The sequence below is a fragment of the Mesorhizobium sp. M7A.F.Ca.US.006.01.1.1 genome (genome assembly GCF_003997935.1).
Lineage (GTDB): Bacteria > Pseudomonadota > Alphaproteobacteria > Rhizobiales > Rhizobiaceae > Mesorhizobium.
Map to the genome: position 1 here is coordinate 30,606 of NZ_RZQL01000015.1, position 14,818 is coordinate 45,423.

The 14,818-nt window shown below is 57.2% G+C and carries 10 protein-coding genes and 2 pseudogenes; 3 read left to right on the top strand and 9 right to left on the bottom strand.

What is annotated here, in order from left to right:
* Window positions 1-283 precede the first annotated feature (283 nt).
* Window positions 284-724 carry a GNAT family N-acetyltransferase gene (locus tag EN943_RS05000; protein ID WP_158515807.1) on the top strand — a complete coding sequence of 147 codons (441 nt, stop codon included), beginning with the start codon at window positions 284-286 and terminating at the stop codon, window positions 722-724.
* A gap of 142 nt (window positions 725-866) precedes the next feature.
* Here EN943_RS05000 and EN943_RS05005 read toward each other — a convergent pair.
* From EN943_RS05005 to ectB, 9 genes and pseudogenes are all read right to left on the bottom strand, one after another.
* Window positions 867-1,097, bottom strand: a pseudogene (locus EN943_RS05005) (IS3 family transposase); the annotation flags it as partial.
* A gap of 117 nt (window positions 1,098-1,214) precedes the next feature.
* On the bottom strand, window positions 1,215-2,384 hold the full coding sequence (locus tag EN943_RS05010; protein WP_063169356.1) for a Xaa-Pro peptidase family protein: 1,170 nt from the start codon (window positions 2,382-2,384) through the stop codon (window positions 1,215-1,217).
* An 81-nt stretch (window positions 2,385-2,465) separates the two neighbouring features.
* On the bottom strand, window positions 2,466-3,734 hold the full coding sequence (locus EN943_RS05015) for an acetyl-CoA carboxylase biotin carboxylase subunit family protein (RefSeq protein WP_082826583.1): 1,269 nt from the start codon (window positions 3,732-3,734) through the stop codon (window positions 2,466-2,468).
* Between the two features lie 313 nt (window positions 3,735-4,047).
* Window positions 4,048-4,491, bottom strand: a complete 444-nt coding sequence (gene panD, locus EN943_RS05020; RefSeq protein WP_063169354.1) for an aspartate 1-decarboxylase — start codon at window positions 4,489-4,491, stop codon at window positions 4,048-4,050.
* A gap of 986 nt (window positions 4,492-5,477) precedes the next feature.
* Window positions 5,478-6,671: pseudogene (locus EN943_RS05025) on the bottom strand (IS256 family transposase).
* A gap of 756 nt (window positions 6,672-7,427) precedes the next feature.
* On the bottom strand, window positions 7,428-7,895 hold the full coding sequence (locus tag EN943_RS38205) for a transporter substrate-binding domain-containing protein (RefSeq protein ID WP_224571101.1): 468 nt from the start codon (window positions 7,893-7,895) through the stop codon (window positions 7,428-7,430).
* On the bottom strand, window positions 7,873-8,241 hold the full coding sequence (locus EN943_RS05035; protein WP_063169352.1) for a GNAT family N-acetyltransferase: 369 nt from the start codon (window positions 8,239-8,241) through the stop codon (window positions 7,873-7,875). The genes EN943_RS38205 and EN943_RS05035 overlap by 23 nt, the downstream gene beginning before the upstream one ends.
* A gap of 328 nt (window positions 8,242-8,569) precedes the next feature.
* Window positions 8,570-10,030, bottom strand: coding sequence for an aldehyde dehydrogenase family protein (locus EN943_RS05040; protein ID WP_063169351.1), 1,461 nt, complete (start codon window positions 10,028-10,030; stop codon window positions 8,570-8,572).
* 225 nt (window positions 10,031-10,255) lie between these two features.
* On the bottom strand, window positions 10,256-11,572 hold the full coding sequence (ectB, locus tag EN943_RS05045) for a diaminobutyrate--2-oxoglutarate transaminase (RefSeq protein ID WP_063169350.1): 1,317 nt from the start codon (window positions 11,570-11,572) through the stop codon (window positions 10,256-10,258).
* Between the two features lie 621 nt (window positions 11,573-12,193).
* Between ectB and EN943_RS05050 the strand changes: the two genes are divergently transcribed.
* Together EN943_RS05050 and EN943_RS05055 are read left to right on the top strand one after the other, a co-directional pair.
* Complete coding sequence (locus EN943_RS05050; protein WP_063169349.1) at window positions 12,194-12,658, top strand: Lrp/AsnC family transcriptional regulator; 465 nt, start codon at window positions 12,194-12,196, stop codon at window positions 12,656-12,658.
* A 523-nt stretch (window positions 12,659-13,181) separates the two neighbouring features.
* Window positions 13,182-14,818: GMC family oxidoreductase N-terminal domain-containing protein (locus EN943_RS05055; protein ID WP_245475585.1), on the top strand; the 1,637-nt coding region annotated here is incomplete at its 3' end.

The following is a 14,818-nucleotide window of genomic DNA, read 5'->3' on the forward strand; positions in this document are numbered from 1 at the left end:
GCACTAGATCTGCACCGCTGTCGCAAACGTGCTGCGGGAAAACCTGAGGGAACTTGATCCCATGATAACGCTCGCCCAACTCGCGCTTGACGTATCGCGAACCGAGCTCCCGGGAACCAGTTCCAGCGCGACCACGACGCCGTCACAGGCGGAAAGATCTTATAACACCCGGCGGTCGCGTGCTGCACGTCTTGCGGGCCGGTGGCAGTTATCGCAAGCCGTCAACCTTTCAGGCCGAACACCTCGCGCCCTGGAGCCCATTCTCAGCCGGAGCCCGCCCCTCATGGAGATTCGTCTCGCAGGCACTGCCGACCGCGATGCATGGCGGTCCCTTTGGTACGCATATTGCGCCGACCAAGGTCTCAATTCATCAGAACAGGCGACAGATAGGATCTGGCGGCGCATCGAGCGCCCAGACGAACCGATTAACGCGCTGATCGCGGTCTCAGCAACTGGCGTTACCATAGGTTTTGCTACCTTTGTCATTCACCCGTATACTCTTAGCGATCGTCCGGTCTGTTTTCTCGCAGATCTCTATGTCGACGAGTCTTCGCGGCGCCAGGGGATTGGCCAAGCCATGCTCACGAATCTGGCCTCCTACGGTCGCGACCAAGGCTGGCTGAGAATCTATTGGAATACGGACAGATCAAATTATCATGCGCGGGCGCTCTATGACAAGATCGGTAAATTGAGTCCATACCTTACCTACTACTATGACCTGTAGACTTGCTCTGAGGTCGTAACGAAAGCGCATTGACCTGCCCCAGTCTTTTAAACAGTGGCGAGTAGACTAGAGGTGCAGCCATTTATGTTGCGCACATGGGCTTGCAGCGGAATGTATTTTCGGCGCGATGATCCATTGATCAGGCAAGGACCGTGTTCGAGGTAAACTCCGTGCGGTGGTCTGCGACGATCATGCCGGGCTTGCCGCGCTGGGCGATCAGGTCGTCAGTTCGCGAGCAACGCGGCGACCAGAGATCTGTGTCCGGAATCGCGTAAGGCATTCGCGCGTCACGTCGTCGACGAGTTGATCGGCCGCAGGAGAACTGGTCGTACAGCGACCAGCGTGCGTTCGGCTTCGCCTCGACACGGATCGGCCCCGCATGCCGACCGCCGCTCGCCGTCCGCACTTCAACAAGGTAGGCGACATCTCGTCGACCGGCAAGATCTATTCCGGACGTCCGCGCTGTCGTTATGACAAGCCATATTCTAATTTAGATCTCAAAAATCTTCCGGGGAGCAGTGGTCAGTACCTCGACGCCGGAGTCTGTGACACGGAACGTTTCGCTGATGACGTATCCAAAATCCTCCTCGATCCAATTACCTAACATCAGGTGAAAGGTCATGTTTGGTAGCAACTCTGTCATATCGCCATCCTTAAGGCTTGCGGTCGGCTCCAACCAACCAATGCCGTGTGCATAGCCGCAACGCGTCTCCTTTTTGAGGCCCCGCTTCTCGATGCTGCGATTGAAGGCGTTGGCAACATCGCTGCAAGTCGCTCCTGGCCGTATCGCATCAAGAGCGACCTCAAGGCCGGCGACTTGGATCTCATGCACGCGACGTAGACGATCGGAGGGTGAGCCGATCGTGTAAGTGCGCATAAGCCCAGCACAGTAACCATATCGCGCACCGCCGATTTCGAGATTCACCTGCGATCCATAGCGAAAAACGTCCTCGCTCCACGGAATGTGGCACGTTCCCGTTCGCGGTGATGAACACAAACTTATTCCCTCGATCCCGCTTCCTGGCTTACCGTTTGCGCCGCGCACCAACGTTGCCACAATTTCCGCGCACGCGTCTGCTTCACGCACCCCGGGGCGTATTACCTCAGCAGCGCGTCGAATCGCGGCGTCTGAGATTGCCGCCGCCTCCCGCATTACAGCTATCTCGAGATCTGACTTGATGAGCCTTTTCCAAGTGACCGCCTTAGTAGCATCGACGATCGTGGCACCAGGCAGGCGCATCCTAAACTTTTTCGCCGATTGCGATGGAAGGCAGCATAGCTCGATTCCTATGCCTCGACTCGCGAGGCCGACGTCCTCCAAGTAATCGACTACCGCGTCATAGCCATCCTTGTCAGGATTTCCAATATACGCTTCGGGGTATGCGACGATTTTGTCGCGCTCCATAAAACATTGATGAATGGCTGCCGGCGCATCACAGCGGCGCAGAATGAACGTCGGTTCCTCTTCTCGTATCGAAACCACAACGGCCTGAGGAACATAGGCTGATAGCGCGGTGTACCCCGTGAGATAGGTAATGTTATGTTGGTCGGAAACGACGAGCGCGTCGATATCGCACCGACCCATTTCGAACTTCACCGAGCCGAGCCGGCGAAGGTATTCACTTCTAGGGAATGCCTGGGGTCCCTTGGATATATTCATAAGTTTGAACTCCAGCTATGCTTTTGACAACAAGGCGAGCTATTGCGGGTAAGAGTTCTTATGCTGGCGACGGATCACCTCTCAGTTGGGGGGGAGTCGTGGGGCTGCAGATCGCTCCTGTTCGCCCGACGGCGGTGTGATAGACCAAGCGATTAAGTCGACAGCTCGTTGGAGTATCGCTTCGGTCTGAGCAAGGCTGGGTGAAACGGCGACGACATGTCCTATCCAGTCTCGAAAATCGCCTTTCCTGAAGATCGGCGCGTTGGGTTCAACATACAATTTGATTTCAGCGACACCTGGTACCGCGATCGCCTGACTGCCGCCATCGATCCAATCGAGGGTGCCGTCGCAATCAGCAACTAGGAACCGCGCGGCTGCGGTCTGCAAATGCCTTCTGCGCAAATCCCATTCCTCGCCGACGACAAGCTTGATGTGCTCGGTGACCAGATCGACACCGCTCGCCAGTTGGACCAGTTCAGGCTCAAGCGCACCAGCAAGACGCGGATTCACTTCGATTACAACCGGGCCATGATTAGTCAACCGGAGCTCGATGTTCGTTGGCCCCCAATTAAGGCCAAGAGCTTGCAAGCACCTCAGCGAAACATCAACGATACGGTCATGATCGTCTTCCGCAAGCGGGGCCGGGAAGGTCGTTTCACGGAAGACGAAATGCGGTGGGGGGCCGAAATCAACGGCGACAATCCCAATAACCTCATTGCCCATTATCTCCACGCTATAAAAAGGGCCGCGCGCGAATTCCTCAACCAATATCCTCGGCGAAGACGGCCAGATGTGCTTCCCACCCAACAGATAGGTCGTGTGGTCAGCTAACTCATCGGCGTTGCGGCACAATCGGACACCGATGCTACCGCTGCCGATTGCCGGCTTAACAATTACGGGAAAGCCGATCTCCGCGACAGCGCTTTCTACTTCTGCCACATTCAGCGCCATGCGATAAGCGGGTATCGGAACTCCGGCTTCCGCAAGTAGCTGGCGCTGAGAGAATTTGTCACAGCATCGTTCAATCAATTCGGGGTTGGGTCCCGGTAAGTCGAAATGCCGACATAGTTTGCCAACGGTTGCATAGACCGACTCGTCGATGCCCGAGAAGCCCGTGATACCAGCGATGTCATTGGTCTCACGCAGCCTGGAACATTCGCGAATCAAGGTATCAAGATTGGTTGTATCGACACGGATTGCCTCGCTTCTTTCCGCCGCAAGATACTCGTACTGTGTTGGATCAACTGATAGTGTAATTGGATGAAAGCCAAGACGCCGGGCCGCGTGGATGTATCGTATTCCATTACCTCTTGCATGGCCTTCAACCAGGATGAGAGCTTTCCTTGACATTGGCTGTTCTCCACTCTGCGTTTTTGTCGATAGGTCGTTTTGCCATCGTGGACCTCAGACTTAAAGACAACGATCCAAGGCCAAACATTCCGTGAAATTGGTCGCCTCTACCCGCAGCCGCTGGCTGAAGCTGAAGTTGCCTTTGGCGCAGCAAAATCGTCTTCCCAGATCTGGGCAGAACCGATTGGGCTTGATGGCAACTGACCGAATAGTGGCCGAGTGGGATAATGCACTGTATCGCGTACCAGAGTACTGGGGACGAGTACGCCCTTGACCGGGACCCGGCGCCACGAGCTGTCACCGAAAGGCCCTACTAGGGAGTGAGTTTTAGCGCGTTATCGCCGGGAGAGCCCTCGCGAATCGAGAACGTTATCCTTCCATCGTCGTCTATTGCACCCTCGTAGAACATGTGGTCGCAGATAGAATTATCCCGGTGGAAAGTCAGCACTCGCGGCTTGATCTCCACCATCTGATGCTCCTCGATGTATGCGGAGGAGCAAACGATTATTTCGTCCCCGACCTGACAGGTGCGAGCAGCGGCTCCGTTCAGCACGCAGCAACGAGAACCCCGCTCTCCATAAATCACGTAAGTGCTGATTCGAGCGCCCGATGATTTATTCCAGATTTCAACGAATTCCATTGGAAGGATGCCGGCTTCGTCGCAGTGATCTGGATCCAAAGTTATTGAGCCCCGGTAGTTCAAATTCGCGTCGGTCACAGTTATTCCATGAAGCTTGGCGGCAACAAATTTTCTCATCTACATTTCCTCTCGGCGGTGGGACACTGCGTCGACAAGCGATTGCTGTGTCTTGGTTTCAGGATGGATGGATGGACGTTCTGCGATTTGTCGTATTGTGGTTCTTAGGACAAAATTGATTACTCTGGCGTGGCCAGCACGAGACAGTCAGGCGAAGGCTGGTTGTGGTGGGCGGAGGCATTGCCGGCCGGCTGTCCCCCATTGGTAATGCCATCCGATACAGTTCCGACATGTTCCGTTCCTTTAATTAGTTGTGATTTCAGGTGACTGTGCCAATCGGCCCGTTCAACTGGATCGCACACAAAGTTGCAAACCTCGTGCCAAACTGGCTAATCAGGCCGGAAACAGAAATGCGTGATCTCTTTCAGCTATTTAGGTGAGCAGACCACGGATCGGATCAAGAAGGCACGTCGCGGACGCGACAAAATGTTGAGTGTAGGACGGGTTGAGGTGGCGCCCTTCTGCTGGTGGTCGTGCGGCCGATCTGGGCATCGTTGACTTCTGGCGGCGGGGATGTCGAGGACGCTCGGGTATTGGCTGTTCGGATCTTAGACGCGTGCAGCCTCATGCCTCGAATGCGGCCGTTTTACTTGTCCCAGTCGAGGCCTGCCTAAATGTTTGATCTCAGGTTTTGATGGGGCATCCTTATCTTCCGAATCAAAGGATGCACTATGGGCCAGGTTCTTCATGGGAGCGCCACGACGACAGAGGCGGTCCGTCGGGCGCCCGCTGATCAAGGGTTTGTTTTCAGCGATGGGATGGTCGCGGGGCTTACGCTCCTAAGGACGACCTTAAGAGCCCAGCCTCGCTACCGTGCCATGATCGCGCAAGGCGGCCCTCGCCGGAGGCGTACCCGAGGATCGCCCCTGACCAACAAGGAAAAGCCGGATCGACGCGGTCATGTATCCTCTAAGAGTTGTCATGACGCTTACCTCCTTCAGGTTGTGTGCGTCAAGTTCTGCAAAATGGGGCGGCCACGATGCTGGTCATGCGGCTTGGCGTAGAGCGAGCTTCTTGTGCTCGCGCAGATCGTCCATGTTGATGTAGCGGTTGGCCTCCATCCAGTTCTCGTTGGTCTCGCAGCCAGCGCCCTGACGAGGCGCAGGCAGCTTTCATTGGGGAAGATGCGCATGACATTGGTGCGCCGGCGGATTTCCTCATTGTGCCGTTCAAGCATGTTGGTGCTCTTGAGATGCTTGTGATGCTGGCGCGGCAGGCAAAAGAAGGTCAGCGTGCGCTCGATGGTCTCCTCCACCCAACTCGTCAGTCGCGGATAGCGGCCCGACCATTTGGACAGCCATGCGGCGAGATCGGCCTTGGCCTCGGCGAGATCGCGCCGGTCATTAGAGCCAGCGCAAGTCCTGCAGGCAGTCGGCGCCGTGCTTTCTCGGCAGGTGATCGAGCGCGTTCCTGAGGAAGTGGACGTAGCAGCGCTGCCAGGCGGCTTCGGGGATCACCTCGCCGATCGCCGCGACCAGGCCGGCATGATTGGCGGAGACAACCAGCTCGACGCCCTTGGGGCTGCGCGCCTTCAGCGCGACGAGGAAATCCCTCCAGGCCGAGCGGCTTTCGCGATTGGCCATCTCGACGGCCAGGATCTGGCGCCGGCCGTCCCAGTCGATGCCGACAGCGATCAGCACCGCCTGGCTCATGACGACGCCGGCCTCACGCACCTTCTCTTAGCGCGCATCGAGGATGAGGTAAGGAAACGGCTCTTGAAGGGGGCGCCTGGCAAAGGCAGCGAGGCTCTCGTCCAGCCGCTTGTTGATGGCCGAGATCGACGAGGCCGAGAACGCATGGCCGCACAGCTCTTCCGTGATCGCCTTGACCTTGCGGGTCGACACGCCCTGCACATACATCTCCGCAAGCGTCGCCACCAAGGCCCGCTCCGAACGCTGGTAACGCTCGAGAAGCTCGGTCGAGAAGCGGCCGGCCCGGTCCTGCGGAACCCGCAGCTCAAGCTTGCCGACCCGCGTGACAAGGGTGCGGCCGTAATAACCCGAGCGGTAGCCGAGCCGCTCAGGTGTGCGCTCGCTCTTCGAAGCCCCCAGCGCCTCGTCCATCTCGGCCTCGAGTACCTCCTGCATCACCGCACGGATCACTTCGTGAAGTCCGTCCGGGTCCGAAAGCAGAATGTCTTTGATGGCAGCGCTGCCGGTCTTACTTTCAATCTTGGTCATGGTGGCGTTCCTTCGCGGGAATCGGTGACGTGAACAATCACCAGCCTGCCATGACCGCCCTCTCTCAGCGAATTTGCAGAACTGTCAGCACACACCCTCCTTCATCACAAACCCAACCGAACAACTGGGCAGGTGTTCCAAAAAACGCCGAGTTCCAATAAGGACTCAGGTCCTGGTCCGCTATTGTCACCCCTTCCAAGTCGATGTGTTCGTCACAAATCTTGCGCAATTGAGAAAGGTCGCCCGGGCGTACAACTCTGATTTCCACAGTATTCTCCTGCTTCTCGTTCCGGCACACGTCAGGGGATTTGCTTGCGCAGTTGCCTGATGTGGCAGGTGAGCCAGCCCGCATATTGGCCGTCGTATTGTGGGCCGCGACGCTCACATGTGCGCACCCGATGAAGTGTAGATGTGTTTGTTTCAGGCAATGAGGCGCGTCTTGTGAGCACCGCCACGGTGGACCTGAAATCGCCTCACAGACGCTTGCCCACTGAACACGTCCCCGCCATGACCGGGGACGTGTTAAGGCACATTGCCTTCAGCCTCTGCAGAGGTCAGCGGTCTTGCTGCCGTCCGCAGGTTGTCTTTGCCGTAGCCGTATTTGCCGAATACTGCCATCATTTCGCCAGAGCCAACATAGTCCTGCATACGGCATTGAACGCGTCGACCGCAGCCTGCTCGTTGAGCTCGAAGGCGATAGCAGGATAGTTGGCTGGCGCGATGAACGAATCGGCCAGCTCAAGGCTGTGGTCCTTCTTAACAAGTCCAGTCGCTGTAAAGTAGTCGAGGGCACCGGCGGCGGCGCGACAGCCTGTCCGCCGGCGGTCCGGCGACCTGCATGATTTTGTCGTCGGCGATGCCTGACTTTTTCGCGTCCTGGACCGCGGTGTAGCCTGTATCACTGACGAAGGTGAGTCCCTTGTCACGCACATCCTCATAAGAATGCAGCCCTTCCGGGTTGCCCTTAGGCACCAGCAGTGCGCCTCTCTCCGTAGCGATCGGTTCGCTGAACAGCACGTTGCGGCAGCGCTCCGGCTTGATCCACATGCCGGCCGTGATGAAGTCGAAGCGGCTAGCCTGCAGGCCGGGGACAAGTGAGCCCCATTCGGTTACGACCGGCTCGATTCTATTCTCGTGTTTTTGCGCGACGCACGCAAATGCCAGACAATCCGATCCCCAAATTAATTCCCAGCACCGCAGGTTATTTGGTGTCCGCTTTTTCAACGAGACGCTCCATGAGCGTGCTGTAGGCGACAAAACCGGTGTGAGACCAGAAGGTCTTGCGGCCAGGATTGGTCTCCAGCACGTCGAGGAAAATCCTTGATTTGTTGTGGAAACGAGACCGAATAAGCAGCTCAAGGGTCCTGCAGCCAATCTCCGAACGTCGGTGTTGGCAGCTGACGTAGAATTGCCTCAAAAAGACGCGTTGCCCACTCGGCTCCGCATTGTCTGGCTCCAAACGATGAGTGGCGAGGCCCACAATCTCGCCGTTCTGGCTGAAGAGGTCGACCATCCAAATTTCGCGATTCACCAACTGAATAAACCGCTCCTTGAGTTCTGAAACCGTCATCGGGGTTTCGATGCTTCTCGGCCTCGATCAACTCGCGGTTCAACATTGCCAACTTGTCGAAATCTTCGGCGGCAGCTCTGCGAATCTCAATTGTCTCTGAAGCACTGTGATCCTCTCCTGACCCATGCGACCCACGCAGCGGGCTAGGCAATGCGCTCCTACATGTCCGTGGTGGGTAAAGCCCGTCCGCAGCCAAAAATCCTATGATTAGAGTTGTTCTCGATGACCTCCGATACGGATTCTCTCGCCGGGCTTATTTCGATTTGGTCGAGGTCATTGAATCCTGCATCGCCCGACAGCCGCGCCGTCGGTAGGGATCAGCAAGCGTTCAATTTCCAGATGGTGGCTGCGAGAGGCGGATACCAACGTTTCTCGTCTGAACGTAGCCGTCCAGCGCTTCCTGACCCTTCTCCCTGCCGTAGCCGGACTGGTTTATCCCACCGAACGGTGTTTCCACCCCGCCCACATACCACCCATTCACGTACACTTGACCGGCCCAAAGGCGGTCGGCGGTCCAGAGGGCCCGGTCAATATCCCGCGTGAACACGCCCGCTGCCAGACCGTGAACGGTGTCGTTCGCGAGATTGACGGCCATTCCCGGATTATCGAACGTGGTAACGGCAAGAACAGGACCGAATACTTCTTGCTGGAAGAGATTGCTGTCTCGCGCGACATCGGCAAACACCGTGGCCGCCATAAAGTAACCGCTCCGCTCCGAAAGCGCAGTCCCGCCGGTTACGAGTCGCGCGCCCTGCGAGAGGGCCGTCTGGCAGGCCCGCTCAACTCCTTGTCGTTGGTTTCGGGAGATCAACGGGGTGATGTCGCAGTTTTCGCGTCCTGGACCGACCGACAGTCCTTCGACGCAGACCCTCACTCTTTCCACCAGTTTGTCTGCAATAGAACGTTCCACAATAAGACGTGTAAGGTTGTTGCAATTCTGGCCTGCATTCAGAAAGGTCCCGACGCGTACCGCTTCCACAACGCAGTCGAGGTCGGCATCGGAATACACAACTGCAGCCGACTTTCCGCCCAGTTCCATTATGCAGGGCACGATCCGATCCGCTGCCGTCTTGAGCACCGTCCGCCCAGTAGTAATCGAGCCCGTGAAGACGATGTGGCGAACGTCGGGATGTTCGATCAGCGCCTGGCCTGCCGTTTGGCCGTATCCAGTGAGCACGTTGACCGCTCCGGCAGGCAGCCCCGCTGTCTCACAGGCACGCGCAAGTTCAACTCCGGAAAGGGGAGCTAGTTCCGGCGACTTCACCACGACTGAGTTGCCGGTTGCGATGGCGCAGGCCAGCGAGCGGGCCGTCAGTTCAAGTGGACCATTCCACGGAACGATCTGGGCGGACACGCCGAAGGGACTTCTGACTGTGTAGTTGACCAGGTTGGCCCCGCGCGGGATCGAGCGCCCTTCAAGTTTGTCGGCCAAGCCACCATAGTATCGCAGGTATCTGATGGCGGTCTGAACCTCGCCATCGGCAAGTTCCAATGCCTTCCCCGTCTCCGCGCAGTTAATGGCTGCGATCTCGTCGAAACGCGCTTCAAGGGCGTCGGCAACGCGAAACAACATGCGACCGCGATCATACGGATGCATGTCTATCAGCACGCGGTCGCGAAAAACGCGGTGAGCAGCAGTAACGGCAAGCTCGATGTCTTGGGGTCCTGCTTCAGCTACGACAGCAATCGTTTCGGCGCTCGCCGGGTCATCGACCTCGATGCGTGTGCCGGACACAGAATCCCGCCACTCGCCATCGATATAATTTTTGACTACGTCGTTGCTGGCCATCCAGTCCTCTTTCTTATCGCTCGATTTTCTTCGAATTGGCGCAGCGACAGTGGTCGGCGCCGCAGGAAGAACGGCAACCGTGGTATCGGTCCGGCAGTGAAAGCCCTAGTCTGCCGTTCAGCCGCTCCGAGTTCGCCCACTGCCACATGCCACGGAACGGCCTTCCCGTTCCGTGACTGCGAGCGGCCCGATTTTGGACCTGCTAGTGGCCCGGTGCTTTGTCGGCTAGCGAGCCGCGCCTCCACCGTCGAGGGTAGTCGCTACTGCGCCAATGCTGTCGCGAATGATGGACAGACCACGCCGAAGGTCAGCCTCGGCGATGGTGAGGGCAGTCATGAACTTAAGCACCTCACCGTATGAGCCGGCGATCTCGATCACCAAGCCCCGACGAAAAGCCTCCTGGGAGACCAGACCTGGCAAGGAGTGGTGCTTCGGTGAAACGAGTCCGTACATCAGACCGCGGCCTCGCACGCTCAGGCCGAGGGTGGGGAATTCCTCGGTAATCGCGTTGAGTTCTTGGACCAAGATCGCAGACTTGCGAGCGATCTCATCCTCGAACTTGGAGTCGGACCAGTAAGCTTCGAGGGCCGCACGAGCAGTGACGAAAGCATAGTTGTTGCCTCTGAAGGTCCCGGTGTGTGCGCCCGGGGCCCAGACATCAAGTTCAGGCTTGATGAGAATAAGGGCCATTGGGGTTCCGATCGCCGACAAAGATTTGGACAGGGTAACGATGTCCGGCACAATTGCAGCCGCTTCGAAACTGAAGAAACTGCCCGCGCGACCGACCCCGGCCTGGATGTCATCGAGGATCATCAAGATTCCGTGCCGCGACGTTAGCTCGCGCAGCCGTTGCAGCCAAGTAACGCTCGCAGCATTGATGCCGCCTTCACCTTGGATCCCTTCCAGGATCACCGCGGCAGGTTTGTCGAGGCCACTGTTGGGGTCATTGAGAAGCTTTTCGAAGTAATCGATTGTGTCAACTGACGCCCCCAGGTAGCCTTCGTATGGCAACGATGTCACATGGGCGAGGGGAAACCCGGCAGCGGCCCGGTGCTCCTTGTTTCCCATCGCTGCCAATGCTCCAGCGCTTTCCCCATGGAACGAGTTGGTAAACGAGACGATGTTCGATCTCCCGGTCACCTGGCGAGCCAGTTTTAGACTCGCTTCGACCGCGTTCGTACCTGTGGGGCCGGGAAACTGTAATTTGTATGTCAGACCACGAGGCTTGAGAATGTATCGCTCGAAAGCTTCGATGAAGGCTTTCTTGGCCGTCGTGGCAAGGTCCAGCCCATGCACAATTCCGTCGCGCTCGATATAATCCAGCAGCGCCTTCTTGATGACGGGGTTGTTGTGCCCATAATTCAAAACGCCTGCACCGGCGAAAAAGTCGAGATATTCCCGACCGTCTGCAGCGATGAGAGTGGTCCCGACTCCGCGATCGAATAGGGCGGGGAAGGCGCGGACGTAGCTGCGCACCTCAGACTCCAGGCGATTGAAAACCGCGAGACCTGCATCCATTTCAGGTGCGAATTGCTTGCTCATAGGCGAACTCCTCAATCTGAAGCCTGCAAAGCCAGGCCTCTTCTGCTTTATGAAGTGGCGTGTAGGTGCCGTTGTGAGACAATAGCGCGCTACATTGGGCGCCTTGCGCAAATTCTGAGCGGCGGGATGCAGTAATTATGCGAAATTGCCGGCAGGTTGCATAAGGCCGGCGGTTTGTGTGGCTGCGGTGACGATTTTTCCCAACCACCTCAAGACGGCTGCATTTGATGCAGCAACCGGGGCAGGCGAACCTAGCGCTCGATTCCCTATACACAGATGAGACTCTTGGCAGCGTGAGCCAACGAATGGAAGCCGAAGCGCGGAAATAGAGGTCCCCCCTATCATCATCGTCCAGTCGGCTTAGCGTTTAAGTTCCGAGACGTTTCCTCGGCCGAACTGGGCGCAAGGCCTCGGCTTTTGACCGTCGGCTGCCATTGTCAGTTGGGCGATGGTGGACAGCACTCTTCGGCCAATGGCTATAACTGACGTCGAGGACGATAGCCGACTTTGGTCCCATGCCTGGCCTGATCGTTTGGGCTTCCGTCTGCGCGGGGTTGAGGCTACAGTCGAGTGCATATCGCAGTTTTTCTGCGCAAATTGCAGCTATTCCGGAGAATGACCATGGAATTGGATCGGATAGATCTGAAAATCTTAAGCGCTGTTCAGCGCAACAATCGCCAAACAACGGAAGAATTGGGCCAACTGGCCGGTATATCGCCCACGGCCTGTCAGCGGCGATTGAAGCAGTTGCGACAAATTGGCGTAATTGAGGCTGATGTTGCAATCGTGTCGCCTGAGGCGGTGGGCAGGTCCCTGATGATGCTGGTCTTGGTCGACATTGAGCGCTATCGTTCCGACGTCATCGATCGCTTCAAGCAGTCTCTACAGAAGGCGCCTGAAGTAATGAGCGCGTATGCGGTCACCGGTAACGCCGATTTCGTTCTCCTTCTCTCCGTGCGTGACTTGGCAGAGTACGACGCATTCTCGAGGCGTTTCTTCTTTGATAGCCCGGCTGTTAGAAATTACAGCACGATGATTGTGATGGATCGCACGAAGGTAACCTTGGCGGTGCCAATCGATGTATAGAACGCGCAATCTTACGCGCATTCAACAACTGGTTGATCCGATTCACCGATGACTGGCGCAAGGGTCAGCCGCCTTGCCCGCCGGCCATGATTGGGACGGGAGTTTTCGTACCGCTAAAGCGGCGATGGAGCGCAAGGCGAAGCATCATTCTGCTCCTTACAACGGCCTCGTCAGCGCGATGCTGCAAAAGCACTTCTGGACCTACCGGGCTGCATTCTGATGTATCTCGCGATAGGTTTGTCCCCTTCAGTCGCGATGCGCTTTGTCCACTTAAGTCACGACGCTCCGGCATCGCCTTCAGCCCTGATGGACTGCTGGCAAGGTCATGTTTAAACGTTCCGCCCCGTTGGGAGGCCGCCATAATGCGAATCTCTTAAGAATGCGCTGATTTCCTGCGTCCTGCAAGATAATTGCGCGTTTTTGCTTGCTCGCCGTCTGCTAGATTTTTGCCCGACTCAGACATTTGCGAGTTTGCGTGGTTTTCGATTATATCGTCGTGGGTGGTGGCTCCTCTGGATGCGTGATGGCGAGCAGGCTCTCCGCCTATGGCGCTCGCGTGCTGCTCATTGAAGCTGGCCCTGATACGCCGCCGAATGCCATTCCTGACGACATCCAGGATGGCGACCCAACGCGTGCTTACCTTAATCCCGGTTATCGATGGCAGTCACTCCACGCGACAACGGTGCGAGGTGGCCGCAAGCCTGTCCATTACGAACAGGCGCGCGTCATGGGTGGCGGCTCCAGCATCAATGCCCAAGTCGCCAACCGCGGCGGGCCCGGAGATTACGATGAGTGGGCCTCAAGCGGTGCAACGGGCTGGGGTTGGGAAGACGTGCTGCCCTACTTCCGTCGTCTAGAATGCGATTTGGATTTCGGCGGGGAATTTCATGGCACGAACGGCCCCTTGCCAATCAAACGTGTGCGCCAATCAGACTGGTCGGGCTTCATCCGGGCAATCTCCGATGCTTACGATGCTTTGGGGCTTCATTTCAGGCCAGACTTCAATGGTGCATTCAGTGATGGCTATTCAGTTGTCCCATTGACCAACCGCAATGGTCATCGGGTCTCCTCCGCGATGGCGTACTTACCCGAAACCGTCCGCTCTCGCCGCAATCTAACGATTTTATCCGAAACGACAGTTGCGCGGCTGACCTTTTTGGGAACAACGGTAACGGGGGTCGAGACGGAGAACAAATCGGGCGTGCAATCGTATAGCGCTTCTTGCGTTATCCTGTGCGCAGGAGCACTCCATTCACCCGCCATATTGATGCGCTCCGGGATCGGCCCCGCGAAGGAATTAGTACAATTCGGAATCCCTATCGTTGCAGATTTGAAAGGTGTGGGCCAGAATCTTCAGGAACACCCCACGATTTGCGTTTCGGCCTATTTGAAGCCGGCCGATCGCTTGTCACCCGGCGTGAGCGAATATATTCAGATGCACGCCCGCTACTCGTCGGGTTACGAAGGCTGCCCGTCGACCGATATGGCAATATCGACTGTTGCCAAATCATCCTGGCACCCGCTGGGGAGGCGCCTCGGCACTCTCGCCGTGTGGGTCAATCGCAGCTACTCGACGGGAACTGTGGCGCTCAAGGGTAGTTCGCATAAAATAGAGCCGGAGGTCGATTTCAACTGGTTGAGCGACAAGCGGGACGCCGAGCGCCTCAAGCAGGGCTTTCGCTTCATAGTCCGCCTGCTGCAGCAAGATTCGCTGTCCTCTGTGGCGCTGGACCCGTTTCCGTCAGCGTTGAATGCGCGAGCGAAGCTGGTGAGCAAGGTCACAAGCACAAACTATGCACTCACGTCATTTCTGGCGCTGCTCATGGACGCGTCGCCGCGGCTGCGCCGTGGGCTGATTAGGCGCGTCATAACGGATGGGGATAGCATTTCCGATCTCGTCAACGACGAGAAACATCTGGATCGGTATATTCGCCAGAACGTCATCCCAAGTTGGCATCCGACGTCGACCTGCAGGATGGGGGCAGCCGCGGATCCTGGCGCTGTGACCGATCCGTCGGGACGCGTTCATGGTATTTTGGGTTTGAGGATCGCCGACGCTTCCGTCATGCCATTTTGCCCTCGGGCGAACACAAACATTCCGACGATTATGGTGGCTGAGAAATTGGCCGACACAACCTTGAGAGACGGCAGACGGAGCTA